The sequence below is a fragment of the Thalassococcus sp. S3 genome (genome assembly GCF_004216475.1).
Taxonomy (GTDB): domain Bacteria; phylum Pseudomonadota; class Alphaproteobacteria; order Rhodobacterales; family Rhodobacteraceae.
Map to the genome: position 1 here is coordinate 4,200,864 of NZ_CP022303.1, position 22,084 is coordinate 4,222,947.

Annotated in this window: 21 protein-coding genes; 6 read left to right on the forward strand and 15 right to left on the reverse strand. The window is 60.2% G+C overall.

Translation table 11 applies throughout. The annotated features are described in order from the left end of the window. Window positions 1-70 precede the first annotated feature (70 nt). The 3 genes from CFI11_RS20630 to CFI11_RS20645 form a co-directional block, all read right to left on the reverse strand. Window positions 71-790 carry a LuxR family transcriptional regulator gene (locus tag CFI11_RS20630; protein ID WP_130409358.1) on the reverse strand — a complete coding sequence of 240 codons (720 nt, stop codon included), beginning with the start codon at window positions 788-790 and terminating at the stop codon, window positions 71-73. A gap of 372 nt (window positions 791-1,162) precedes the next feature. Continuing rightward, window positions 1,163-2,449 (reverse strand): crotonyl-CoA carboxylase/reductase, encoded by a 1,287-nt coding sequence (gene ccrA, locus CFI11_RS20640; protein ID WP_130409362.1) that lies wholly within the window; start codon window positions 2,447-2,449, stop codon window positions 1,163-1,165. A 110-nt stretch (window positions 2,450-2,559) separates the two neighbouring features. Then, window positions 2,560-3,972, reverse strand: a complete 1,413-nt coding sequence (locus CFI11_RS20645; RefSeq protein WP_130409364.1) for a 1-acyl-sn-glycerol-3-phosphate acyltransferase — start codon at window positions 3,970-3,972, stop codon at window positions 2,560-2,562. Window positions 3,973-4,111: 139 nt separating this feature from the next. Between CFI11_RS20645 and CFI11_RS20650 the strand changes: the two genes are divergently transcribed. The 3 genes from CFI11_RS20650 to deoD all read left to right on the forward strand — a co-directional run bounded on the left by CFI11_RS20650 (window position 4,112) and on the right by deoD (window position 7,253). Beyond that, window positions 4,112-6,079 (forward strand): protein meaA, encoded by a 1,968-nt coding sequence (locus tag CFI11_RS20650; RefSeq protein WP_130409366.1) that lies wholly within the window; start codon window positions 4,112-4,114, stop codon window positions 6,077-6,079. Between the two features lie 109 nt (window positions 6,080-6,188). Continuing rightward, window positions 6,189-6,521, forward strand: a complete 333-nt coding sequence (locus CFI11_RS20655) for an H-NS family nucleoid-associated regulatory protein (protein ID WP_130409368.1) — start codon at window positions 6,189-6,191, stop codon at window positions 6,519-6,521. A gap of 18 nt (window positions 6,522-6,539) precedes the next feature. Next, the gene (gene deoD, locus CFI11_RS20660) at window positions 6,540-7,253 is read left to right on the forward strand and encodes a purine-nucleoside phosphorylase (protein WP_130409370.1); all 714 of its coding nucleotides are present in this window, start codon (window positions 6,540-6,542) and stop codon (window positions 7,251-7,253) included. A 26-nt stretch (window positions 7,254-7,279) separates the two neighbouring features. Here deoD and CFI11_RS20665 read toward each other — a convergent pair whose 3' ends face one another. After that, window positions 7,280-8,128 (reverse strand): DUF1989 domain-containing protein, encoded by an 849-nt coding sequence (locus CFI11_RS20665; protein ID WP_130409372.1) that lies wholly within the window; start codon window positions 8,126-8,128, stop codon window positions 7,280-7,282. 119 nt (window positions 8,129-8,247) lie between these two features. Between CFI11_RS20665 and CFI11_RS20670 the strand changes: the two genes are divergently transcribed. Continuing rightward, window positions 8,248-8,688 (forward strand): hypothetical protein, encoded by a 441-nt coding sequence (locus tag CFI11_RS20670; protein WP_130409374.1) that lies wholly within the window; start codon window positions 8,248-8,250, stop codon window positions 8,686-8,688. A 333-nt stretch (window positions 8,689-9,021) separates the two neighbouring features. Here CFI11_RS20670 and CFI11_RS20680 read toward each other — a convergent pair whose 3' ends face one another. The 11 genes from CFI11_RS20680 to CFI11_RS20730 all read right to left on the reverse strand — a co-directional run bounded on the left by CFI11_RS20680 (window position 9,022) and on the right by CFI11_RS20730 (window position 18,325). Then, entirely contained in the window at window positions 9,022-9,801 is a 780-nt protein-coding gene (locus CFI11_RS20680) for a succinate dehydrogenase iron-sulfur subunit (RefSeq protein ID WP_130409378.1), read from the reverse strand. 172 nt (window positions 9,802-9,973) lie between these two features. Continuing rightward, window positions 9,974-10,666 (reverse strand): FkbM family methyltransferase, encoded by a 693-nt coding sequence (locus tag CFI11_RS20685; protein ID WP_165390344.1) that lies wholly within the window; start codon window positions 10,664-10,666, stop codon window positions 9,974-9,976. An 8-nt stretch (window positions 10,667-10,674) separates the two neighbouring features. Next, window positions 10,675-10,902 carry a hypothetical protein gene (locus CFI11_RS20690; RefSeq protein WP_130409382.1) on the reverse strand — a complete coding sequence of 76 codons (228 nt, stop codon included), beginning with the start codon at window positions 10,900-10,902 and terminating at the stop codon, window positions 10,675-10,677. Between the two features lie 12 nt (window positions 10,903-10,914). Then, complete coding sequence (locus CFI11_RS20695) at window positions 10,915-11,214, reverse strand: hypothetical protein (RefSeq protein ID WP_130409384.1); 300 nt, start codon at window positions 11,212-11,214, stop codon at window positions 10,915-10,917. 73 nt (window positions 11,215-11,287) lie between these two features. Beyond that, window positions 11,288-13,093: a succinate dehydrogenase flavoprotein subunit gene (sdhA, locus tag CFI11_RS20700; protein WP_130409386.1), complete on the reverse strand. Its 1,806-nt coding sequence runs from the start codon at window positions 13,091-13,093 to the stop codon at window positions 11,288-11,290. A gap of 22 nt (window positions 13,094-13,115) precedes the next feature. Further along, window positions 13,116-13,487: a succinate dehydrogenase, hydrophobic membrane anchor protein gene (gene sdhD, locus CFI11_RS20705; RefSeq protein ID WP_130409388.1), complete on the reverse strand. Its 372-nt coding sequence runs from the start codon at window positions 13,485-13,487 to the stop codon at window positions 13,116-13,118. Between the two features lie 11 nt (window positions 13,488-13,498). Next, window positions 13,499-13,882, reverse strand: coding sequence for a succinate dehydrogenase, cytochrome b556 subunit (gene sdhC / locus CFI11_RS20710; protein WP_130409390.1), 384 nt, complete (start codon window positions 13,880-13,882; stop codon window positions 13,499-13,501). Window positions 13,883-14,200: 318 nt separating this feature from the next. Next, complete coding sequence (locus CFI11_RS20715) at window positions 14,201-15,481, reverse strand: TRAP transporter large permease (RefSeq protein WP_130409392.1); 1,281 nt, start codon at window positions 15,479-15,481, stop codon at window positions 14,201-14,203. Then, on the reverse strand, window positions 15,481-16,020 hold the full coding sequence (locus tag CFI11_RS20720) for a TRAP transporter small permease (protein ID WP_254448982.1): 540 nt from the start codon (window positions 16,018-16,020) through the stop codon (window positions 15,481-15,483). Before CFI11_RS20720 ends, CFI11_RS20715 begins: the two co-directional genes overlap by 1 nt. Window positions 16,021-16,120: 100 nt before the next feature. Beyond that, a complete protein-coding gene (locus tag CFI11_RS20725; RefSeq protein WP_130409394.1) occupies window positions 16,121-17,101 on the reverse strand; it encodes a TRAP transporter substrate-binding protein in 981 nt (326 codons plus the stop codon). Between the two features lie 36 nt (window positions 17,102-17,137). Further along, window positions 17,138-18,325, reverse strand: coding sequence for an alanine--glyoxylate aminotransferase family protein (locus CFI11_RS20730; protein ID WP_130409395.1), 1,188 nt, complete (start codon window positions 18,323-18,325; stop codon window positions 17,138-17,140). Window positions 18,326-18,437: 112 nt separating this feature from the next. On the opposite strand from CFI11_RS20730, the gene CFI11_RS20735 reads away from it, so the two are divergent. Both CFI11_RS20735 and CFI11_RS20740 read left to right on the forward strand, forming a co-directional pair. After that, window positions 18,438-21,335, forward strand: coding sequence for an FAD-binding and (Fe-S)-binding domain-containing protein (locus tag CFI11_RS20735; protein WP_130409397.1), 2,898 nt, complete (start codon window positions 18,438-18,440; stop codon window positions 21,333-21,335). Between the two features lie 3 nt (window positions 21,336-21,338). After that, complete coding sequence (locus CFI11_RS20740) at window positions 21,339-22,010, forward strand: GntR family transcriptional regulator (RefSeq protein ID WP_130409399.1); 672 nt, start codon at window positions 21,339-21,341, stop codon at window positions 22,008-22,010. The last annotated feature ends 74 nt before the right edge of the window (window positions 22,011-22,084 follow it).

The window sequence follows — 22,084 nt, forward strand, 5'->3', positions numbered from 1 at the left end:
AAAGCCATACCTCCGCTACCGTTAACATTTGCTCAGCGCGGCGATCTTTTGGGTAAAGAAAGGCTGAAGATTACACGACGATCAGCCCGCGGCTCATCGCGCGCGCCACGGCATGTGTGGTATTCAATGCGCCCAGCTTGAACCGCGCGCTTTCAATATAGACGCGCAAGGTATGCTCCGAAATCGAGAGGGACTCCGCCACTTGCGCCCGATTGTATCCCATCGCGATAAGCGTCATTGCATCCTTTTCCCTGGGGGAAAGAGCTTGTGACTGTTCCGGGCGGCGGCCCGGCTCGAATTCAAGCGCCTTGCGATTGAAATAATGCGCAATCAGGATCAGCGACCGTCCATGTTCCTCGGTGAAAGCGCTCCATGCCGCGTCATCGCAAGTGTGACTTACGGTAAAGAGTGCGAATTGTCCGTTCGGTCCGCGAATGGGAATGGAATAGCCCTGATTGCCAACGCCGTATTCGATCGCTTCGGCCTGAAAGGCGCGTGCTGCCTTGCTGGACCAATCCAGACGCTTCCAGTCTACCGGATGAAAGCGCTGGTAGCAGCCGATGATGACCGGGTCGACCCGCAGATAGCATTGTTCGAGATATCGGTCTCGCCACGCATCGGTATAGGTGCCGCAACCGTATTGATCGCCCGCGCTATCGACCCAATGATACACGATGTGATCGACGTTAAAATGATCGCGGATCGCAACCGCGACCTCTTGCAATCCTTCAAGCGCGCTGGTGTCGTCCAACGCCTCCAAAATTTGATCCAATCGCCCCTGTGTCACCATAAGCCTGCGCTTGCGCCTTTTGCTGCAAGGACGCAATCTCGGTGGCCGCCACGAGCTTGGCATCGTCAAGCTGCTCAGCCAAAGCCCCCAATCCATTAGCTTTGGCAAACGTGTTCAGGTCGGCGAGAACGTCCAAAATCCAGTCATGTTGCATCGTCAGACTCGCTCCGGAGTGGTTAATGAAAGGTTAACACAACTATAGCATGAGCGCGATTTGTAAGGAAATTCGCTGCTTTCAACTCCCCGAAAATAGCGAGGCGCAGATTTCTAACCCATTGTTTTGTTGTAAGTGGCCTCTCGACAGCAAATCGCCCGCGACGGCGATGGGCCGATTCGCGGGCGATTGTCTTCGAATGGGAAACGATGTGTTTCTTAACCGCGAGCCGCCAGCGCGTCTTCTAGCGTCCGCAAGCCCGTCTTGGGCGCCTGCACCAGCACCGACATGTTGCCCGGCTTATGCTCGTTGCGGAGCATCTTCATGTGCGCCTGTGGCAGGTCATTCCAGGTGAACACCTCCGACATGCAGGGATCCAGGCGCCGCTCCACCATCAACTGGTTGGCCGCGCTGGCTTGCTTGAGATGCGCGAAGTGGCTGCCCTGCAGACGCTTCTGGTGCATCCACATATAGCGCACGTCGAACGTGCAGTTGAACCCGGTGGTACCCGCGCAGATCACGACCATTCCACCCTTCTTGCAGACAAAGGTCGAGACCGGGAAGGTGCTCTCGCCCGGATGTTCGAACACCATATCGACGTTCACGCCCTTACCGGTGATGTCCCAGATCGCCTTGCCGAACTTGCGCACTTCCTTGAACCATTCGGCATATTCCGGCGTGTTCACCGTGGGCAACTGACCCCAGCAGTTGAAATCCCGGCGATTCAGCACGCCCTTGGCGCCCAGGCCCATGACGAAATCGCGCTTGCTCTCGTCCGAGATCACGCCGATCGCATTCGCACCCGCGGTGTTGATCAACTGGATCGCGTAAGAGCCCAGACCGCCCGACGCACCCCAGACCAGAACATTCTGGCCGGGCTTCAGGTCATGCGGCGCGTGGCCGAACAGCATCCGGTAGGCCGTGGCCAGCGTCAGCGTGTAGCATGCGCTTTCTTCCCAGGTCTGGTGCTTCGGGCGCGGCATCAGCTGCTGGCTCTGCACGCGGGTGAACTGGCTGAACGATCCGTCCGGCGTCTCGTAGCCCCAGATGCGCTGACTCTGCGAATACATCGGGTCGCCGCCGTTGCATTCCTCGTCATCGCCATCGTCCTGGTTGCAGTGGATGACCACCTCATCGCCCACTTTCCAGCGTGTCACCTTCTCGCCCACGGCCCAGACGATGCCTGCCGCGTCCGACCCTGCGATGTGATACGGCTGCTTGTGACCGTCAAACGGGCTGATCGGCTGACCCAGCGCGGCCCAGACACCGTTGTAGTTCACGCCGGCCGCCATCACGAGGACCAACACCTCGTTGCTGTCGAGCGTCGGCACGTCCACAACTTCCTGCAGCATCGCCGTATCAGGGTCGCCGTGCCGCTCCCGCCGGATCGCCCAGGCATACATCTGCTTGGGCACGTATCCCATCGGGGGCATCTCGCCCATCTCGTACAGGTCCTTCTCGGGCGCGTCGTAGCTGGCAATGCCGCTGTTTGTGTCGAGAGCCATCTGAGCCTCCATAAAATTATCCGTTGCCGCGATGCAGAATCGCCGCTCTGTGAGACGGAATATGGTTCGCCACGAAATAATGCAACACCTGATGCTTCCGTTTTGTAACTTTATGACCCAGCAGCTGCAGAATGTTGCTTTGCAGTCGCAGCATTTTCAGCAATCTTGCGCCCAGCCAGATGTGCAATGGAATTAGCGTAGAACTGGCAGACCGGACGTTCTTTCTCGTCAATTCGATAGATATCGCCATCCTGCCGGATGATGTGGCGTTTCAGCAAATGACGCAGCCCGACCTCGGCCATATACGCGTGATCCTGCCGTGGCAGGTGAATATGTGCCTGCGGCATGTGCGCCATCGCCTCTTTCATGGCCGCTTCGACCTCCGCGCGGGTCATCGCGCCCTGTTCCAACAACACCGATGCGGTCAGGGGCACAGGCAGAACCGGGACCAATTCGCCGATCCGGTTGAAGAGAAAGGTGCCCAGCCGTCGCGTCGTCTCGGACGGATACTGGTCGATAAACGCGTTCAGCGACACAGGCGCACCGAAACTCACCGCAGCATAGCCAAAGCGGTAGAAGCGCCCGGTGATCCGCAGCCACAACTGCTTGAGCGCAAAGCCAGCAATCACGCTGATCCGCGCCCGAAACCGCCTTCGCCCGCTTTGCGCGGCCTGCAAGAGCACACGATCCTCAAGCACCCGATCATAATTCAGCGCCACGGGAACAAAGACGACATCCCTCTCGGTCTGCTCAAACCCGTCCACGATGTAATTCAGCAGCCCCAGCTTGAGCGGCATCAGCTTGCCCTGCACGCTCAGCCCGCCTTCGGGGAAGAACGCCTGCGTCACGCCCCCGCGCATGGCGAGTTGCACGTACCGCGCAAGAATCCGGCTATAAAGCTCATTCCGCGCCCGGCGCCGGATGAAATACGCCCCCATCGCCCGGATCAGCCGGCTGAGCGGCCAGACCCGCGCCCATTCACCCACCGCATAAGACAAGGCCGAGCGTTCGGCGGCGAGGTAGGTCACCAGCACATAATCCATGTTGCTGCGGTGATTCATCACGAACACCACCGTCGCCTTGGGGTCGATCTGTTTCAGCGCCTCTTCATCATGATGGCCCAGACGTACGCGGTAGAGTGCATTCGACAGAAACCGCGCCGCCCGGATGGCAAAGCCGAAATAGGCTGACGCCGAAAAGGACGGCACGATCTCTCGCGCGTATTTGCGCGCCTTCTCGAATGCCACATTTTCCGGAACACCTTCCGCCCTGGCATGGTCCGCGATGGCCTGGCTGACCTCCGGGTCATAAATCAGCCGCTGGATCATGTCGTAGCGCCGCGCCAGCTTGAACGGCTGAATGGGCCGCTCCAGCCTTTCGTTCAGCTGTGCCACCGCTTTCTCAAGCCGCCGTCGGAAAAACCAGCGCACCGAAGGCAACATGACCTTGTCCAGTGCTGCAATCGCCGCAAAGCCGACGATCAGCACCAGCAGCCAAACCGGTATTTCCACCAATTGCGTCATTGATGTACCGTGACAGCAAATGCAGGCGGTCACAATCTCCGACAGATGCCGCAGCGCAGCGAATTGACATGTTCTGAAAATTACTATTTAGACAGTGAAATCGAAACAATGTTGCCCAACCGAGTGACGAGGCCCTGAGATGACCGAGACGCAAAAAGACCGCCCCTGGCTGATCCGCACCTATGCCGGCCATTCCACGGCCAAGGCTTCGAACGCCCTCTACCGTGGAAACCTGGCCAAGGGTCAGACCGGTCTCTCTGTCGCGTTCGATCTGCCCACCCAGACGGGCTATGACAGTGACCATACGCTCGCCCGCGGAGAGGTCGGCAAGGTCGGCGTGCCCGTCGCGCATCTGGGCGACATGCGCACGCTTTTCGACCAGATCCCGCTGGAGCAGATGAACACGTCGATGACGATCAACGCGACGGCCCCATGGCTTTTGTCGCTCTACATCGCTGTGGCCGAAGAACAGGGGGCGGATGTCTCAAAACTCCAGGGCACCGTTCAGAACGATATCATCAAGGAATATCTCAGCCGCGGCACTTATATCCTGCCGCCTGAACCGTCGCTGCGCCTGATCACCGACGTTGCGGCCTATTGCTATACCAATGTTCCGAAATGGAACCCGATGAATGTCTGCTCCTACCACCTGCAAGAGGCTGGCGCGACGCCAGAGCAGGAATTGGCATTCGCATTGGCAACGGCCCAGGCCGTGCTTGACGGCCTGAAAGGCAAAGTGCCGGACGAAGACTTCCCGCGCCTCGTCGGCCGTATCTCTTTCTTCGTGAATGCTGGCATTCGGTTTATCACCGAGATGTGCAAGATGCGCGCCTTCGTCGATCTTTGGGACGAGATTTGCGAAAAGCGTTATGGCGTGACCGACGCTAAGTTCCGCCGCTTCCGCTATGGGGTTCAGGTCAACTCCCTGGGCCTCACCGAACAGCAGCCGGAAAACAACGTCTATCGCATCCTGATCGAAATGCTGGCCGTCACGCTGTCGAAAAAGGCCCGCGCCCGTGCTGTGCAATTGCCCGCCTGGAACGAAGCGCTTGGCCTGCCCCGTCCCTGGGACCAACAATGGTCGATGCGGATGCAGCAAATCCTGGCCTACGAGACCGACCTGCTGGAATACGGCGATCTTTTCGACGGCAACCCAGTTGTCGATGCGAAGGTCGAGGAATTGAAAGACGGCGCGCGCGCTGAATTGGCCAACCTCGATTCCATGGGTGGCGCAATCGGCGCGATCAAATACATGAAATCACGCCTCGTGGACAGCAATGCAGACCGCCTGAACCGGATCGAAGCCGGTGAAACGACCGTCGTCGGCGTGAATAAGTTCACCACGGGCGAGCCTTCCCCGCTGCAGACCGAAGATGGTGGCATCATGGTTGTCGATCCCGCTGTCGAGCAAGAGCAGATTGATCGCCTGAACGCCTGGCGCGCTGAGCGTGACGAGGACGCCGCCCAAGCCGCTCTCTCCGCGCTGCGGGCCGCCGCAAAGTCGGGTGAGAACATCATGGAGCCGTCCATCGCCGCCGCCAAGGCGGGCGTGACCACCGGCGAATGGGCCGAGGAGATGCGCCGCGTCTTCGGCACCTATCGCGGCCCCACGGGTGTCTCTGCCTCCGTGTCGAACAAGACCGAGGGGCTTGACGATATCCGTGACGCGGTCAACGCAGTCAGCGACCGTCTGGGCCGCCGTCTGAAATTCCTTGTCGGCAAGCCGGGGCTCGACGGCCATTCCAACGGCGCCGAGCAAATTGCCTTCCGCGCCCGCGATTGTGGCATGGACATCCGCTATGAGGGGATCCGGCTGACGCCCGAAGAAATCGTGTCCGCCGCGCTTGAGGACGAAGCTCATGTCGTCGGCCTCTCGATCCTGTCAGGTAGTCATATTCCGCTGGTCGAAGATCTGATGAAGCGCATGAAAGAAGCAGGCCTTGGCCATATTCCCGTCATTGTCGGTGGTATTATCCCGGATGAAGACGCAAAACGCCTCAAGGCGATGGGCATTGCGAAAGTCTATACGCCTAAAGATTTTGAACTCAATACAATCATGAGTGATATCGTGACATTAGCTGATCCCGCTGCGATTGCCGCCGAATAGCGGAAATCAGCCGACTGACACAAAATAGGGCTATGACGCGCGGTTGCCCAGCTTGTGCGACCTTTTTTTGCTATGCCATAAGCACGAAAAGAAAAGAAGGAGAGCGTCAATGTCACTTGATCTGGAGTCGATGTCCCGGAAAGAACTGGTAGATCTGCATTCGCAAGTCGAAAAAGCGATAAAACAAGCTGAAATTCGTGATCTTCGCGACGCGCGCAAAGCGGCCGAAAAGGCAGCTGCAGAGTTCGGCTATTCCCTGGATGAAGTCACCGGAGGGGAAATGGCCGGTAAAGGGAAGCGGCGGACAAAAGCAAGTGCTTCAACAGCCAAATACCGCAATCCCGACAATGCAGAACAGACATGGACCGGAAAAGGGCGTCAGCCACAATGGTTCAAGGACGCAATGAGCGCCGGAATTGATCCTGCCAAGCTCGAAGTCTGAGACGGATAAAACAGCGGCATGACAATTCATATCGGGGCCAGTCCCGGTGAAATAGCCGAGACAGTCCTTTTGCCCGGTGATCCCTATCGGGCGAAATGGGCTGCAGAAACATTTCTGGAAAATGTAAAGCTGGTGAACGAAGTGCGCGGCATGCTGGGCTTTACCGGCACTTGGCGTGGCAACCCGGTGACGATCCAGGGCAGCGGCATGGGCATGCCCTCCCTCAGCATCTACGTGAACGAGTTGATCAAGGATTATGGGGCTCAGACTCTGATCCGAATTGGCTCTTGCGGCGGAATGCAGGAAAGAGTTGACGTGCGGGACGTGATCATCGCGATGACAGCCAGTACGATCAGCACCCCGTCGCGGGGCATCTTTCGCGAATTGAACTATGCACCTTGTGCCGATTGGGAGCTATTGCGCGCCGCTGTCTCAGCCGCCGAGGCGAAAGGCACCAAAACGCATGTCGGTGGCATCTACTCCGCCGATGTCTTTTACGATGAACGGCCCGACCTGAACGATCAGATGGTGCGACACGGCATTCTGGGCGTCGAAATGGAAGCTGCGGAGCTTTATACGCTGGCCGCACGTTTCGGGCGCCGCGCCCTTGCGGTTCTGACAGTATCCGATCACCTGCTGACCGGCGCCTCCCTGCCTTCGGATCAGAGAGAGCGGAGTTTCGGTGATATGGTCGAGATCGCGCTCGGCGCTGCCTTCGACACCAAGGGGTGAAGACCCGGCCTCCTTCCGGCCTTTTCTCAGCGCGTTCCGTGTGTGCGATCATATCCGCTCACCACAGGCGATTTCATCCTCGCGAGGTGGTCCTCGCGTGGCCTGAAGACCTCGACCTGAAGGGGATGACATGCGGCAACGTCGCTTGAATGCGTCGCCGAACAATCGCCACCCGGACAGGCACTCAGTGCGCCAAGCAGATCAATCTCAGCAAACATTTCCAGGTAATCCCCGGGTTTGACAGGGCTTGCCTTCATAAAGTATTGTCCGGTGTCACGCGTGAACCCGGTGCACATGAAGACATTCAACACATCATGGACATGGAATTCGATCGACGCGGGATCCGTCCCCAGGTGTTCCGCCAGCGCACGGGACAGATTTGAGTGACAGCAATGATGGTACTGCCCTCCCGACAACAGGTGATGGGTGTAAGGATCGCAGCGGGTCCCGATCACATCGTGGACCGATCCGCCAAATTCGTCGATCCCGTACCAACTCAACGTATCATCCGTGACCGTCGCAAGCGGGCGCAGGGCCGGGAAACCGGACCACAACCGATCACCAACGCTGACATGTGTTCCATGAAGCGCCCGCGTCTTTCCCGAATAAAAGCGTTCCGAAAGGTCATTCATGTTCCAGAGGTTCAGATCCCCGACCTGGGGTCCCTCCACCGATGTGATCCGGAAAAAGTGACCCGCTGGCACCGAAAAGCAGCGCGCCTCTCTCGGCGGGATTTGCGTTTGCGAAACCCGCTCCGCACCGTCTCGTATCTCTGCCAAAAGCTTCAAATCCGGTTGGGGCAGCGTTTCGACCGGATAGCAGATCACTGGTTCAACGGACCTGCGTGCCGCGGCATCGTCGGGGATCTGGGGCATTTTCCAAAACTCCTCTTTCGGCATCGGCAAATTGGCGGAGCCTCATCCGGAAGGCAAGCATAAGGCTTGACCGCCGTGAGAGGCTCCATAAGCTTGCTCTACGATCCAAAGGAAACGCGATGCGGTGGCTGATCCTGACATTTTTTCTGCTCACGGCGCCTGCCTCTCAGGCGCAGCAGCAGGGATGGGGCGACCTGGACACGCTTTTGCTGCAGACGCTCTCCCCGACAGGAGATATGGTTTCATCCTTCTGGATGCCGGACCATCAAGACCCCGCCGCCGCACGGCACGCTCTTGCAATCATCTATTCTCACATTCCCGGCTCGGCAGGGAACGTTTCCATTCACAGCGGCCTTTTTGAGCGAACGTCATCCGGCTGGTCCCTGCGCCAGCAAGTAACAGGGCTTTTCGGTCAGAGCCCGAGCGACCCCAAACACCTACCGGATCGGATCGAGGTCACCACCGCCACCCTCGGCCCTAATGATCCACGATGCTGTCCGACGCAAAGCACACGTTGGTGGATCGATCCCCGGACCGGGGCAGCGCACCCATCAAACTGATCGGCCTGCGCAGCGATTTGGTTTCAAAGATCCGCTTTGCTCAGCCCCGCATGCTGCACAGCGCCACACTCCTTCCGCTCGCTGCTGCCGCCATCGGCAGGCACGCGTCACACCATTTTTTCGCCAACGCCAGGCGAAATAGACAAAAACGCCGAAGGTCAGCAGTGTCAGAAGAAACGGCATGCAACACCCCCTTCTTCTTCTCGATAAAAATACGGAAACACCCCGCTATATGCCGGGACCTTCCATCGCCCAGCTCGCGCTCCCCGCCCATGCCGGGCGGTCAAAGATGTCGCGCGCGGCCTTGGCCGCGCTCCGCTTGGTCACAGCCGGTCAGACCGTGCGCTCGACCATCATCTTCTTGATCTCGGCAATCGCCTTGGCCGGGTTCAGCCCCTTTGGACAGGTCTTCGCGCAGTTCATGATCGTGTGGCACCGATAAAGCTTGAAAGGATCCTCCAGATCATCCAGCCGCTCTCCGGTCGCTTCGTCCCGGCTGTCGATAATCCAGCGATAGGCGTGCAGCAGAGCTGCCGGCCCCAGATACCGATCCCCGTTCCACCAATACGAGGGACACGCCGTCGAGCATGACGCACACATCACGCATTCATAGAGCCCGTCGAGTTTCTTACGATCCTCGATCGACTGTCGCCATTCCTTCGCCGGTCGGTTTGTCTTGGTCTCAAGCCAGGGCATGATCGACGCGTGCTGCGCGTAGAAATGCGTCAGATCCGGGATCAGGTCCTTGACCACCGGCATATGCGGCAGCGGATAGATCTTAACGTCGCCCTTGATCTCATCCATGCCGTAGATGCAGGCCAGCGTATTGATCCCGTCGATGTTCATCGCGCAGGATCCGCAAATCCCCTCGCGGCACGAACGACGGAAGGTCAGCGTCGGATCGATCTCGTTCTTGATCTTGATCAGCGCATCCAGAACCATCGGCCCGCAAGTGTCCATGTCCACCCAATAGGTGTCCACGCGGGGGTTCTCCCCGTCATCGGGGTTCCAGCGATAAATGCTGAATTTGCGCAAGTTGGTCGCGCCGTCCGGTTTGGGCCAGGTCTTGCCCGTCTTGATGCGCGAGTTTTTCGGGAGTGTCAGTTGAACCATGTCTCGATTTACCTTTCCCGTTCAAAGACGTTTGATATCTGCAGGGCGTGCCGTTTGGGTGCCCGCGAAATGTTGTGGGGTGTGTTCGCAAAGCATTCCGGGCCAGCCGCGTTGTCGTGGTATGCCGCGACGGCCCTAGGGTCGAAAAGCCATGCGGGATTTTGGCCATACGTCATGCCGACCACCTTGTGAAAAGAATGTCAAAGTGGCGGGGGCGCGCGTATTTGCCCGGCGCGTGCGACACGGCCAAAACATCGCGAAATTCAAGGCCCGCCTTTGCCAGAAGGTCGATCATCACGCTCGGCGCCGCCAGATTGGCAAAGCGCTCCGTTACCGACATCTCAAGGATCACGAAAACACATCTCTTCAAGGTCTCGGGGCCGCCATTGAGTATATTCAGCTCATAACCTTCCGTATCAATCTTCAGGCCAACCGATCCGGGGTACTCCTTCGCGATGTCGTCAAGACGCACCACATCGACATCCCTGCGCTCCACCGATGTGAACGTGTCTTTCAGGTGGTCTTTCCGCTCCATCAGGCTGGCCATCGCACCGCCCTTGCCCGGTTCCGTCGTCGGTATCTCCAACACAGCACGTTCGTTGCCGGCACCCAGCGCGGTCGCGTGAAAATCGAAATCCTTGAGCAGTCCGGACCCGCGAACGGCCTCTTCCGCTTCGGGTTTTGGATCGACCAGAACAAACTTCGTATCCGGGAATGTTTTGTAGAGAAACGGGGTCCCCTGATGGACCCCAACATCGAACACGACATCCGGGCGGAAGTCATAGCCCTTCAAATAGCCCGCGCTTGCCTTGTCGGCCCGGACAAGAAAGCCCTCTTCGCGCAAGGCGCGGCGAAGTTTGGGCACGTCCACGATCAATACTCGCGCACTTCCGGCGCAACATTCTTCAGGTCGACGCCGTGATCATGGCTGGTCAGCCGGTTCGGATGCACGCTGAAATAGCTGTTCATGCGCCGGCTCCCCGCATTGTCGGAGCCCTCGGGATCGGTGCTGAACATGCGCTGGTGTACCGCACCGTAAGGCTTGGGCCACGTCTTGCTCGTATTGATCGGCGACGTTTCGGTCAGAACCAGTTGAGCCATGTCACATCCTCCTTACGAGAGAGCCCGGGCGATCCCGGCCTCTGCGGTGCAGGTCAGAGTATCGGGCCGCCGCACGATGTCGGTCACCAGGCCCACCGTCTCCCCATCAACCCCGGCCACCGCATCCTGGGCCAGACTGTTGATTTCCAGGGCCGAGGCATTGTCGATCACGCAATCGGTAAACGGGATCAGGTTGGCGGAGGTTGCCGCGTCGAACCGGGTGAAGAGGACCTCATTCACCGTCTTCTTCGCCGCCTCCCGGGCCACCTCATTGGCCGTCTCGTTCACGACATTGCACGCGACCAGCGCCATGCAGCCCATCCCGATCGTGAGCGCGGCGCGCGAGCCCCGGCAGACGGATATGAGGTGCAGACGCGTCACGCCGTCAGTAAACCCGCGCTTTCGGCGCGATTTTCTTCAGGTCGATGCCGCCATCATTGTGGCTGGTGAGCGGGTTGAGATGCACGCCGCGATAGCCAAGGCTCGCCTGATTGCCTTTGAACCAGACCAGGCTGTGCTTGCGCCAGGTCTCATCATCGCGGTCGGGGTAGTCCTCATGCGCATGCGCGCCCCGGCTCTCCTTCCGCGCGGCGGCCGCGGTGATCGTGGCCACGGCGTTGGGCATCAGGTTGGTCAGCTCCAGCGTCTCCATCAGGTCTGAATTCCAGACCATGGAGGTGTCCGTCACTTTCACATCCGACAGCTTCTCGGCCACGCCTTCCATCTTCTCCTGACCCTCGGCCAGCGTTTTGTCGGTCCGGAAGACCGCAGCGTCCTGCTGCATCGTCTTCTGCATCTCCAACCGCAGTTCCGCCGTGGGCACGTGCCCTTTGGCATAGCGCAGCCCGTCAAAGCGGCTGAGCGCGGCTTCGACCGACCGCCGGTTCGGCGTCGGCACGGCTGTCTTCGGATCGACAACCTGACCCGCGCGGATCGCCGCGGCCCGGCCAAAGACGACGAGGTCGATCAGCGAGTTTGAGCCCAGCCGGTTCGCCCCATGCACCGAAGCGCAGCCTGCCTCACCCACAGCCATCAGGCCCGGTGCGACGTGATCGGGGTTATCCTTGGTCGGCGCCAGAACCTCGCCCCAATAGTTGGTGGGAATGCCGCCCATATTGTAATGCACAGTCGGCAGAACCGGGATCGGCTCTTTCGTGACATCGACACCTGCGAAGATCCGTGCGCTTTCCGAAATACCCGGCAAACGTTCAGCCAGCGTTTCGGGGGGCAGGTGGTTGAGGTGGAGGTGAATGTGATCACCGTCCTTGCCCACACCGCGCCCTTCGCGGATCTCCATCGTCATGCAGCGTGACACCACATCGCGAGAGGCGAGGTCCTTGTAGGTCGGCGCATAGCGCTCCATGAACCGCTCACCTTCGGAGTTGGTGAGGTAGCCGCCCTCGCCGCGTGCACCTTCGGTGATCAGGCAGCCGGCGCCATAGATACCTGTCGGGTGGAACTGCACGAATTCCATATCTTGCAGCGGCAGACCTGCGCGGGCCGTCATGCCGCCGCCGTCGCCCGTGCAAGTATGGGCGGAGGTCGCACTGAAATAGGCGCGGCCATAACCGCCCGTGGCCAGCACCACCATCTTGGCCGCGAAAAGGTGCAGTGTGCCGTCATCCAGCTTCCAGCAGAGAACGCCCTGGCAGACCCCGTCATCGTCCATGATCAGGTCGATGGCGAAATACTCGATGTAGAATTCCGCGTTGTTCTTCAGACTTTGCCCGTAAAGCGTATGCAGGATCGCGTGGCCCGTGCGGTCGGCGGCCGCACAGGTGCGCTGCACTGGGGGGCCTTCGCCGAATTCCGTGGTATGCCCGCCAAAAGGCCGCTGATAGATCTTGCCCTCTTCGGTACGCGAGAAGGGCACACCGTAGTGCTCCAGCTCGTAGACCGCCTTGGGCGCCTCGCGAGCGAGGTATTCCATCGCATCCGTATCGCCCAGCCAGTCCGACCCCTTCACGGTGTCGTACATATGCCACTGCCAGCTGTCCGGGCCCATATTGCCAAGGCTCGCCGCGATGCCGCCCTGGGCCGCCACCGTGTGCGACCGGGTGGGGAACACCTTGGTTACACAGGCCGTCCGCAGGCCCTGTTCCGCCATGCCGAGTGTGGCGCGCAACCCCGCGCCGCCAGCGCCCACGACCACGACGTCATATTCATGCGTCTCGTAATCATATGCAGCCATATCTTCTTCTCCCTTTGCGGAGTTACAATGCCAGCCGCGCGATGGCGAAAAGGCCGGTCGCGGCGGCGGCGTAGCTGAGGCAGACCATCAGGATGATCAGCACTTTTTGGTTCAGACCATGGACATAGTCCTCGATCAGGACCTGAACACCGTCCTTGAAATGCATGAACGCGACAACGATGGTCAGCGCGGCCACGATCGCCGGGAAGGGGCGCGCGAAGTAGTCTGTCACCGTCGCGTAATCCTGGCCCAGCATCGGACCAAAGGTCAGCAGGAAGGCCGGGATCAGGAACAACAGAGCGACCGAACTTACCTTCATCGCCCAGAAGTGGGCCGTGCCGGTTTTGGCCGATCCCATACCCTCCGCGCGTTTGCGGTCTGTGAGATAACGCATCTTCGGCCTCCTTATATCACAAGCGCCGTCAGGATGGTCAGCACGACCGAACCGCCGATGACCGCCCAGCCCAGCTTTTCCGCCGTTTCCAGCTCAAGCCCGATGGCGTTGTCCCAGATCAGATGACGAATGCCCGCCAGCGTGTGATACCAAAGCCCCCAGAGAGACAGGAACATCACCAGATCGCCGAACCAGCTGGTGATCACGCCATTCGCGACGGCGAAATGCGCCTCGGATGTCGAAGCGGCCATGAACCACCAAACAATCAAAAGAGCAGCGATCAGAATCGCGTTGCCGGTGATCCGGGTCAGGATTGACGTCATGGATGTCAGCTGTGGCCGGTAGATCGTCAGATGCGGCGAGAGCGGGCGATTGCCCCTGTTTACATCAGCCATATACGTTCCTTTCGCGGTGCGCTGCGCAAGGTGTACTCCTTTTTCAGCGTCTGTCACGCGCTGCAGCGCGGAAAAGGCGCGGTTTTTTGGCGCGCCCCAGCAATTTTTGGCCATTTGTGATCACACGTTTGAAAAGTGTGATCACGCTGTCGCGCAAACTTGACACCTCCCTTGTTCAGATAGGTCGCAAAACCACGTTCCGCAGCAGGAAACCCCGCAAACGGTTACGTTGGGTTTAACCGATGGCAAGATTACGCCCGCAGGCCTGGCGGATCGCAGCGCCGACCGATCGGATGAGGATCGGTCGGCGCAGGTCGATCAACGATAGAAGTATTCGACCAGAAACAGCGGGATCGACGGGATATAGGTACACATCAGCAGCACCGTCAACAGAACGGCGATGAAGTAGATGTTGACCTTGCTCACCTCCCAGATATTGGCACGCGCCACTGCGCAGGCGGTGATCAGCACGCTCGCCACCGGCGGGGTCTGCTGTCCGATGGCCAGGTTCAGCGTCACCACCAGCCCGAAATGCACCGGATCGATGCCGGCGGCCTGAATGAGCGGGATGACAATCGGCACGACCAGAATGATCGCCGCCGCAGAATGAAGGAAAAACCCGATCACGAGGAAGAAGAAGTTCAGGATCAGCAGGATGACCCACTTGTTCTGGGTGAGCTCCAGGATACTGGCCGCCAGCTCCTGAGGCATCTGAGCCCGGGTGAGAAACCCGCCCATCACCACCGAGGCCGCAACCAGAAGCATCACGACCGCCGTCTGCATGCCACCATCCAGCATCGCGCGGCGCAGGTGGCGCAGATCAACCTGCCGGTACCAGAGGCTGACGAGGATTGCGGCAAGAACCGCCAGACCCGCCGCTTCGGTCGCCGTCACGAACCCGCCAAAGATACCGCCCAGAATGATAACCGGCAGGGCAAAGGCCGGCAGCGCGTCGACAAAGGTCTCGCCCAGCCGGCGCAGATTGAACGCCTCCTCCCTTGGCAGGTCGTAGCGGACCGCAAACCAATAAGCGACACCCATCAGGCCCGCCGCGCCCAGCAGGCCAGGAATGACACCGGCCACGAAAAGCTGCTCCACCGACGTATTGGCCGAGGTCGCATAAAGGATCATCGGAATGGACGGGGGGATAATGATGGCCAGCGAGGCCGACGAAGACGTCACAGCCGCAGACAAAGCACCCGAATATCCGCGTTTCTTCATCTGCGGGATCAGGACCGAGCCCATCGCCGCCACATCGGCGACAGCCGAACCGGAGATTTCGGCAAAGAACAGCGACACACCGATATTTACATGCGCCAGCCCGCCCCGGATGAAGCCGATGATGGCCGTGACGAAATTGATCAGCCGGTCGGTGATGCCGCCTGCATTCATGATGGCCCCTGCCAACACAAACATCGGGATGGCGATCAGCGAGAACTTGGTGGCCCCTGAATACATGTCGAGCGCCACATTCACGAGGGAACCTGTCCCCTCCATCACCAAAAGCCCGCCAATTGCCGACACGGCGAGCGCCACCGCGATAGGCACGTTCAGGCAGATCATAACCACCATGGCCACAAAGATCGCAAGCATCAGCATCAGGCGTTCCCCGCTTTTTTCATTTCGCTTTCGACCTCTTCCTCGATCTCCGCGTGTTCGAGAGAGATGCCGCGCGCGCAGGCGCGCCAGTAACCTGGCAGACTAAGCGCCTGACAGATCAGGAACAGGACCGCACCTATGGGAATGACGCTTTGAGTGAAGCTGACCGGGACCCAGGTGATCGACACCAGAGACATGCCACCCAGGATCGACATCACGACAAATCCGGCCCAGGCAAGAAGGAGGAAGAAGCCTGCAGTGACGATCTCGGCAAAGGCCACGGCGCCCATGCGGATGGGCATCGGGATCGACAAGAGCACGCTGTCAAACCCGATATGGCGTCGCCGCAGCGCGGCCAGGGCCGAGCCGTAATAGGTGATCCAAGCCAGCAGGATCGCCGCAACCTCGTCGTACCAGGCAAGGCTAGAGCCGACGAGCCGGTAGAGCACAGCAACGATCACCACGACGGTCAGAAGGACCATCAGAAGGATCACGAACCATTCCAAAAGGGCTTCCAACCCGCGTTTCACCACTGACACGATGCACCTATCCCGTCCGCCACCGCGACGTCACTGTCGGGCAGTCTTTGTTATGGGTGGGAAAGCGGGGCGGCCAGGTGGCGCGCCCCGCAAAGTCAGATCAGGACCCGCCAGCGAGCGCCTGAACCTGCTCGATCATCTCTCCGCCGCCGTCGACCTCAGCCGCGAAGGCCTCATAAATCGGCTGGGATGCTGCGATGAACGCGTCCTTGTCGGCCTCGTTCACCTCGACACCTGCCGCCTTGATCACGTCCAGCAGTTCGGTTTCCAGTTTGGCGGCATGCTCGTAGACAAAATCCTGCGTTTCCGCTCCGCAGGTCTCAAGATCCGCGCGCACATCTTCAGGCAGACGCTGCCACTGGTTCTCGGCCACCAGCACATAGGCCGGGGTGTAGACGTGGCCGGTGATCGACAGATATTCCTGCACCTCCTGGAATTTCGCCGAGGCGATCTGCGCATAGGGGTTCTCCTGCCCGTCGATCACCTTGGTCTGCAGCGCCGTGAACACTTCCGAGAAGGACATCGGCGTCGGGTTTGCGCCGTATTGCTGGAACATCTTCACCCGCCACGCGCCGTTGGGTGTGCGCAGTTTAATGCCCGCCAGATCCTCGGGCGTGTTGATGGGCCGCGTGTTATTCGTGATGTGACGGAACCCGTTCTCGAAATAGCCGATGATGCGGTAGCCTTCGCTCATCGCCGCGTCCTGGAACACCTCGCCCATCTCCGCCTGCACGCGCTTCATGTGCTCGCGGTCCTGGATGATATAGGGCATCTCGAAAATGCCGAATTCGGGCGCGACCGAAGACATCACCGATGAGGGCAGCCCGAAGGTCACCTGACCGAGCTTCAGCTTCTGCAGCACCTCGCGGTCTTTGCCCAACTGGCTGGCACCGAAGGTCTGCACCTCTGCCCGGTCGCCCAGCTTGCCGTTGGCGCATTCCGCAAAGGCATCTGCCGACGCCTCGAACAACGACCCCGGCGCGCCGACATGGCCAAAGCGCAGGGTCAGATCCGCCGCGAACGCGTTCAGCGGCAGCATAACGGCGGCCACGCCGCCCAGCAAAGCAGTCTTGAGTTTCATATCTTTCCTCCCAAAGGTGCCCCGTTCGGGGCGTCGTTATTCGGCGGCAACCCGCTCTTCTTTTGTGTCGATCAAATGCGCCATCGCGACCTGCGCGCCGCCGCTTTCATGGGGCACGCCAGCCTTGGCCAGCCCCATCTCGACGCCCGATAGCGTCGCCATCAGCATCAGGTCGTTGAAGTCGCCCAGATGTCCGATACGGAATACCTTGTCAGCCACTTTCGACAGACCGTTCCCCAACGAAATGTCGTAATGCTGCAACGTCGTCGCCCTGAATGCGTCCGCCGAATGCCCCTCCGGCATCAATACGGCGGTCAGCACACCACTTTCCTGCCCCTGCCGGGCACAAAGAACCTCGAGCCCCCAAGCCCGCACTGCGGCGCGGGCTGCCGCACCGTGACGCGCGTGCCGGGCAAAGACGTTGTCCAGCCCTTCCTCATGCAGCATCGCGATGGCCTCGTTCAAACCATAGAGCAGATTGGTACCCGGCGTGTATGGGAAATAGCCCGTGGCGTTTGGCCCGACCATATCTTGCCAGTCCCAGTAGGACCGCATGGACCCCGCCTCTTTCGAGTAGTCCAGCGCCTTGTCGCTCACCGCGTTGAAGCTGAGCCCCGGCGGCAGCATCAGCCCCTTTTGCGAGCCAGAGACGCAGACATCCACGCCCCATTCGTCAAACCGAAAGTCGATGGAGGCCAGGCCCGAGATCGTGTCGACCATCAAAAGCGCCGGATGCCCTGCCGCGTCGATGGCCTTGCGCACCTCCGCGATAGGCGAAACCGATCCGGTGGAGGTCTCGTTATGGACCACGCAAACCGCCTTGATCATGTGGTTGGTATCCGCGCGCAGACGCTCTTCAATCCGATCCGGTTCCGCGCCTCCGCGCCAGTCGCCTTCGAGGAATTCGGGTTCCAGCCCCAACCGCCGCGCCATCTTGTTCCAGAGCGTCGCGAAATGCCCCGTCTCGAACATCAACACCCGGTCGCCGGGCGCCAGCGTGTTGACAAGGGCAGCCTCCCAAGCGCCAGTGCCGGAAGACGGGAAGATAAAGACGTTCTGACTAGTCTTGAAGATCCCCTTCATACCTTCCAGCGCCGTCTGCCCAACTTCCGCAAAATCCGGCCCACGGTGGTCTATCGTCTGCATCGAGATCGCGCGCAGGATGCGGTCGGGCACAGCACTCGGCCCCGGGATCTGCAGGAAATGGCGGCCGGCTTGGCGCATGATGTCTCCTCCACGTGGCGCTCGTTCGAAGCGCTGCATTGTTTATCGTTGCGGAAACGTAATTATGAATTCATTATTCAGTCAATACAAAAATTCCGGGGAGGAAGTCGGAATGCCGCTGGATGTCAAACGCGGAATGACGCAAGCGCTGCAGTCGCGTATCGAAGGCGAGGTGATGACCGATGCCGCCGCGCGGGGTCGCTATGCTACCGACGCGTCGATCTACCAGATGATGCCGCAAGCGGTGGTCGTGCCCAAGACGCTGGCGGATGTTCAGGCCGCGATGGAAACCGCGCTGGAGCATGACACACCAATCCTGCCCCGGGGCGGCGGCACGTCGCAATGCGGGCAGACGGTGAACCGGGCGGTGGTGCTCGACAATACGAAATATCTTAACAAGATCATCGATCTGGATGTCGAGGCGCGGCGCGTTCGCGTGCAGCCCGGCATCGTCCTGGACGAGTTGAACAGGGCGCTGAAACCGCACGGCTTGTGGTTTCCTGTCGATCCCTCCACCGCGTCGCGCGCCACGATTGGCGGGATGGCGGCGAACAATTCCTCCGGCGGGCGGTCGCTACGCTACGGCATCATGCGCGACAATGTGCTTTCCATCGACGCACTGCTCGCCGACGGCACCGCGGCGCGGTTTGACGCGACGCCACCCGGCTTGTCAAACGATCCCTACGCCGCCCTTGTCGCCGAAATGACCGCGCTCGGCGCGCGAGAAGCCGATGAGATCGCCGCCCGATTCCCTCAGGTCCAGCGCCGGGTGGGCGGCTATAACATCGACGCGCTGACCGGCCCTGACCCCGCCAATATGGCCCATCTACTCGTCGGCTCCGAAGGGACGCTCGCCTATTTTACCGAGCTTGAACTGGCCCTCGCCCCCCTGCCCGGCGAAAAGGTGATTGGCGTCTGCCATTTTCCCACCTTCTACGCCGCGATGGATGCGGCCCAACACCTTGTGACCCTCGACCCCCAGTCAGTCGAGCTGATCGACGATACTATGATCGCCTTAGGCCGCGACATCCCCCTCTTCCGCCCGACCATCGAAGCCTTTGTTCAGGGTACGCCCGCCGCATTGCTGCTTGTCGAGTTTGCCGAGGGCGACGACCTCGCAAACCGCCGCAAGCTTGACGCGCTGAAGGCGCTCATGGGCGATCTTGGCTTTGACTTTTCCAGCCTGAACGACCACTGGGGCGGTGTCGTGCCCGTCACCGACAAGGCCCTTCAGGACGCCATCGCCGAATACCGAAAATCCGGCCTCAACGTGATGATGTCGATGAAGGAGGCGGGCAAGCCCATCTCCTTCGTCGAGGATTGCGCCGTCGCCCTCCCCGATCTGGCCGAGTACACCGCCGGCCTGACCGACATCTTCTCCCGCCACGGCACCAAGGGCACATGGTACGCTCATGCCTCTGTCGGGTGCCTGCATGTCCGGCCTGTCCTGAACATGAAGCTCGACAAGGACGTGGCTACAATGCGCTCCATCGCCGAGGAATGCTTTGACCTCGTGGCCTCCTACAAAGGCTCCCATTCCGGCGAGCATGGCGACGGCATCGTCCGCTCCGAATTCCACGAAAAGATGTTCGGCCCCCGCATCCAGCGCGCATTCGAAGAGGTGAAGGCCCGCTTCGATCCGCAAGGGATCATGAACCCCGGCAAGATCGTGCATGCCCCCAAGATGGATGACCGCCGCTACTTCCGTTATGGCCCCGATTACGCCGTACCGGAATTCAAAACCGCGCTCGACTGGTCCGCCTGGCCGGGCGCGGGCGGCGGATTTCAGGGCGCGGTGGAGATGTGCAACAACAACGGCGCCTGCCGCAAGCTGAAGGCGGGCGTCATGTGTCCGTCGTTCCGCGCCACCCGTAACGAACGCGACGCCACGCGCGGGCGGGCCAACACGCTGCGGCTGGCCATCTCTGGCCAGATCGGGCCGGACCCTTTGACCTCGGACGCGATGGCCGAGACGATGAAGTTCTGCGTCTCCTGCAAGGGCTGCAAACGCGAATGCCCCACCGGGGTCGACATGGCGCGCATGAAGATCGAGGTGCTCGCCGCGCGTGAGAAGAAATTCGGGCTCAGCTTTGCCGACAAGCTGGTAGGCTACCTGCCTCGCTATGCGCCTTTTGCCGCGCGGGCCCCCTGGCTAATGAATGCCCGCAATTGGGTGCCGGGGGTCGCAGCCTTGACCGAAGGGATCACGAATGTCAGCCGGGATCGTCCCTTGCCGCATTGGTCGGCGCGTCCCTTCCGCGACAGCGAAGCTGCGGACGAGAACCCTCAGGTTCTCCTCTTCGCGGATGTTTTCAACCGCTATTTCGAGCCTGAAAATCTGCGCGCCGCCTTGCGCGTCCTGCGCGCCGCTGGCCTGCGGGTGGCCACCGCCAGCGATGGCGGCGCAGCGCTTGATTGCGGGCGGACGGCTTTGGCCGTTGGTCTGGTGGACGCGGCCCGTACCGCCGCAAGCCGCGTGATTGCGGCCACCAAACCTTATGTCGATCAGGGCATCCCCGTCGTGGGACTTGAGCCGTCCTCCATCTTGACCTTCCGCGATGAGTTCCTTGCGCTCTGCCCCGGTGCCGAGGCTCAGGCGCTGGCCGACGCGTCCTTCACGTTCGAGGAATATCTGATCCGCGAGCGCCTCGATCTTCCGCTCAAGGCGCTCGACCGTCCGATCCTGCTGCATGGGCATTGTCATCAGAAAGCGCACAACGTTGTCACGCCGGTCCTCGACACGCTTAAAAAGATACCCGGCGCCGCCCCGAAGCTGATCGAAACAGGGTGCTGTGGCATGGCCGGGGCTTTTGGATATGGCAAAGATACCCTAGATTTGTCGTTGAAAATGGCGGAGATGGATCTGCTGCCCGCTGTCAGGGCCGCACCCGACGACGCAATCGTCGTGGCCGATGGAACATCCTGCCGCCACCAGATCAAAGACGGCGCAAGCCGGGACGCGCTGCATGTCGCCCGTGTGATCGACATGGCGTTGAAGACAGGGGGATAGTGCATGTTGCAGGGCGCACAGGCCATTCAAAGACCGTCCTTGCATGAGGAGCTTGTCGAGCGTTTGCGCAATCTCGTGATCGAGGACGAGCTGAAACCCGGCGAGAAAATCCCCGAGAAAGAGCTTTGTGCGGCCTTCAGCGTTTCCCGCACGCCGCTGCGCGAGGCGCTCAAGGTGTTGGCCTCCGAAGGGCTTATCGTGCTGCAGGCCAATCGCGGCGCCCGCGTCTCGGAGGTGACGATGGAGGAGTTGGCGCAAACCTTCCCGGTCATCGCCACGCTTGAACAGCTTGCCGGAGAACTGGCTTGCAAAAAAATGACCGACGCCGATCTGGCCAGCATCGAACAGCGTCACAACGATATGATCGACAGCTACGCCGCAAAGGACCGTCAAAGCTATTTCAAGGCCAATCAAGACATCCACAACGCCATCATCAAGGCCGCCCGCAACGATGTGCTGGAAAGCCACCACCGGCTTCTGGCCTCCCGTGTGCGGCGGGCACGCTTCATGGCAAATATCTCCGAAGAACGCTGGGCTCAGGCCATTGCCGAGCATGAGGATATGCTCAAACACCTCAAGGCGCGCGATGCGCAGGCGCTGGGCCAGTTGATGCGCAATCACCTGATGAACAAGTTCTCCGCCCATATGCGCAGCGCTGAGACTGGCGCATCCTAGCCTTGCCGCTGTCCGATCGCGTGGTCGTCGTTATAAATAGGCTTTCGCATCCTGCCTCTCTTGTTGCGAGGTAC